The sequence below is a fragment of the Actinomycetota bacterium genome (assembly GCA_019347675.1).
Classification (GTDB): Bacteria; Actinomycetota; Nitriliruptoria; order Nitriliruptorales; family JAHWKO01; genus JAHWKW01.
Map to the genome: position 1 here is coordinate 1 of JAHWKW010000061.1, position 3319 is coordinate 3319.

Annotated in this window: 5 protein-coding genes; all 5 read right to left on the bottom strand. The window is 67.9% G+C overall.

Annotated elements, in window-relative coordinates; all coding sequences use genetic code 11:
* Positions 1–222: hypothetical protein (locus tag KY462_16795; protein ID MBW3579356.1), on the bottom strand; the 222-nt coding region annotated here is incomplete at its 3' end.
* Positions 223–499: 277 nt separating this feature from the next.
* On the bottom strand, positions 500–1207 hold the full coding sequence (locus tag KY462_16800; GenBank protein MBW3579357.1) for a methylenetetrahydrofolate reductase: 708 nt from the start codon (positions 1205–1207) through the stop codon (positions 500–502).
* Positions 1208–1430: 223 nt separating this feature from the next.
* Positions 1431–1889, bottom strand: a complete 459-nt coding sequence (locus tag KY462_16805) for an SRPBCC family protein (GenBank protein ID MBW3579358.1) — start codon at positions 1887–1889, stop codon at positions 1431–1433.
* Positions 1890–2169: 280 nt separating this feature from the next.
* Positions 2170–2757, bottom strand: coding sequence for a hypothetical protein (locus tag KY462_16810; protein ID MBW3579359.1), 588 nt, complete (start codon positions 2755–2757; stop codon positions 2170–2172).
* Between the two features lie 301 nt (positions 2758–3058).
* Positions 3059–3319: BBE domain-containing protein (locus tag KY462_16815; GenBank protein ID MBW3579360.1), on the bottom strand; the 261-nt coding region annotated here is incomplete at its 5' end.

The following is a 3319-nucleotide window of genomic DNA, read 5'->3' on the forward strand; positions in this document are numbered from 1 at the left end:
CAGGGCCAACATCCGCCGCTCCAGCGCTGGGTCCACGGTGGACAGCTGGGGGACTTCGTTCGTGGTGGTCACCAGGGTCCAGCGGAGGGGCACGGTGACGGGCTGGCGGTAGAGCGCGCGGACCTGGATGTACCGGGCTCCCGTGATGGCCTTCAGGTGGGCAATGTCCACCTTCCCCGCCATGTCCAGCTCGTCCACGTGGACCAGCCGCGCGTCCCGCACGCTCTCCAGCTGGCGCTCCGAGCCCGAGCCGCCGCCCAGGACGTTGCGCCTGCCGCCCGCAAGGTAGGAGACGCAACGCCGAACGGGGTGGCCGGACGCCCACGGCCGTGGCGGCTGCAGATGTCGCTTCCACCACTTCGTACCCCATCCCGGATGGCCCGGTATCGATCGGGGGGTCATGGCCTCCAGCGGCTGCGCGTTTATGCGCTGCGTGGTGGCATTTCCCGAGCGCGCGTAACCACGGATGCGGGCGCGTCGTCACGCGCACCGCTCGGGATCAGATACCGACGTGGTCGAGGGCCGCTGCGGTCTGTCGGTACTGACGGGCGGGGATGAGGTGCACGCCGTCAACCGTGCCGCTATCGCGCAGCCGGGTGACCTGTTCAACCGCGAACCGGACACCCACGTCGGCGCCACGTGCCAGGTCCCGCAGGAGGGACTCAGGCACATCGAGTCCGGGGATGATCTCGCCCAAGCGACGAGCCATCTTGTCGGAGGCGAGCACGACCACCCCCGCGTAGACCTTCCCCTCGAACCCGGTCCGTTCACGCCAATGCGTCACCGCGTCCTGGTCGAACGAGATCTGGGTGAAAACGAAGTCCGCTTGCCGCTTCCAGGCCTGCAGTTCGCGCGTCACGTCGGCGGCGACACCGACGCGGAAGCGTCCCGTCAGGTCACTTTCCTCCAGCTCGCCGAGCATCTGTCGGACAGTCAGGGAGCTTCTTGCACCCTCACGAGGCCGGTCGCCATAGACCAGCAGCAAGGCTTCGACCCCGTACGCAGCGGCGGTGAGCAGGTCACGCTGGAATCCGAGCAGGTTGCGGTCTCGTGCGTTGAGGCAGGCCACCGCCCGGCCTTGTAGGTAGCCGACCTCGTGGGCGACCGAGATGCTGGAGACGGTGGCCCGACCCAGGTGGCTGTCGGGTACGAGGAACGCGTCGCAGCTGCGCCGCAGCACAGCGATCTGCTCGCGGACGATCGCCATGTCCGGGGACGCCGGCGGCTCGATCTCGCAGACGATTTCGAATGTCACGTCCCTGCCTTGTCAGTCTCGAGGACCGTTCAGCGCCGGCGCAAAGCAACCCGATGCGGGCCTTGTCCTCGCATCCGGGCCGGGGGAACAATACACAGGTGCTCGTTGCCCCCGTCAGCTATGGGCGCAGGCTCCTCGAAGGCGCCCCGCCCGCAACCACGGCTGCCGAACAGAGTTAGGGAGCCGCCAAGTAGCTCGCAAGGTTGTTCAACGACGCGGTGAGTCCGGTCGCATGGTCCTCGGATGAGATCCCTGGCGGGACGTCGTCGGCCCGGATCTCGACGCGCGTGCCGTCTCCCGTCTCAAGCAGCGACCAGGTCATGGTCATGGCACCGGCGAACTGCGGGTCGTCGGAGTCGAAGACCACCCTCTGGACGATGCGCTCGCCTGGGACCAGCTCGATGAACGTGACCTCGGTGACGTCGCTGTGGTCGGAACTCTTGCCCTGGTTGCCGTCCAGGTACGTCAACTCCATGCGGAAGACGCCGCCGGGTCGCGCGTCGAACTCAAGGACGCGACCCTTCATATTGTCGGGCGGCAGCCACGTCTCGAGCGCCGATGGGTCGAGCAGGGCGGCGTAGATCCTCTCCCGCGCGGCGCGGATCACGATGCTTGCTCGATCCGTTCGTCCCATGCTTGGACGATAGCCCTGCGGCACACGTGGACGGCGTGCGCGGTGGAGCTATGTGCCCTGCCATCCGAGGGGGAGAGACCGCCCGAAACCGCGGCTCCCGCGTTGCGACAGTTCGCCGCAAGTGCCGATGGCCGGGTCCAGGGTCGCAGATGTTTTTGCCGTGGCGCACAAGGGCGCTCTTGTTGATGCTGGCATCATCATCTCGTCGCTTGGGGTCTTCGTGTGATCGCTGGTTGTTGGGGGTGGACACCGAGGCAAGCCCCTGCGGCGAGCCGAGCCTTCACACGGTGGCAGCAACCCGTCGTGCGATGTGGTTGGCGACGTGCCTGGCGTCTCGGCCGACACCGTGGAGCAGCATCGAGGCGAAGGACGACTGGAACACCAGGCCCATGAAGTAAAGGCCGGACTCGGAGGGCACCACCCCGCGGTCCTCCAGCGGCCAGCCGTCCTCTCCGACGATGTCGAGCTCGATCCACGAGAAGTCATGGTGGAACCCGGTGCACCACACCACGTTCGCGACGTCCAGCACCTGCCCGTTGGCGAGCATCGGCCTGCCGTCCTGCACGCCGGTGGTCCGCTCCTCGATCCACTCGACGCCAGCCTCCTCGAGGTCCTCGACCCGGGGGTCGATGAGTGGCCCGCCCCCGGCACGGATCTTTCCCTTCACCTTGCGGCCGATGGGAGTCCCGAGGCTCACGATCTTCGTCGTGGCGAAGCGCGCGACGGGCGCGGCGAACCGGATGAAGGGGCCGTCCAGCCTGAACGGCATCTGGCCGGTCCGGTGTCCCGCAAGGATCGTCGGGCGGGTGGCCGCCAGTTCCAGCGCGACGTCGGCACCCGAGTGCGCCGCCCCGACCACCTCCGACATAACGGAGACCTAGGGCGTACCGCAATGACGGCCCCGCAGGTCTGCGCCAGCCGCACGCACCGCCTTGGCAGCCGCGCGCCCCCGGCACATCCCCTCCACCGCGGACCTACGCCTCGCCCCAGCCCCCGCTTGGAAGGCGTCCTTGCCGGGATGTGCCGCCCTACCAGCACGGTGATATCGCCGTTCGGGTAGGGGTGGATGAGGCGCCCGAACCCCGGTGGTTACAGACGTCGGGCAGTGTCTGTCCACCGGCACACAACGGCCTGGCGAGGTGTCCCGGTATGGGGTTGCGCAGTGGTCGTCAGGCGGGTGGGAGCTCGCCGAAGTTGTGATCGGGGTCGTAGTTGTGTTTGACGGTGGCCAGCCGCTTCAGGGTTGGGGGGCCGAACGCCTGGGCGATGCGGTCGAGGCCTTCGTCCTGGTCCAGAAAGTTGGTGTAGACGCCGCTCTCCCAGGGTCGGACGGCCGCGTGGAAGGCGCGGGTCCAGGCGATCTCGCGTTCGGCGATGTCGTGGTCGGCAGTCCAGATGCCGTTGATGTTGAGGTTGTGGCGGGCGTGGCG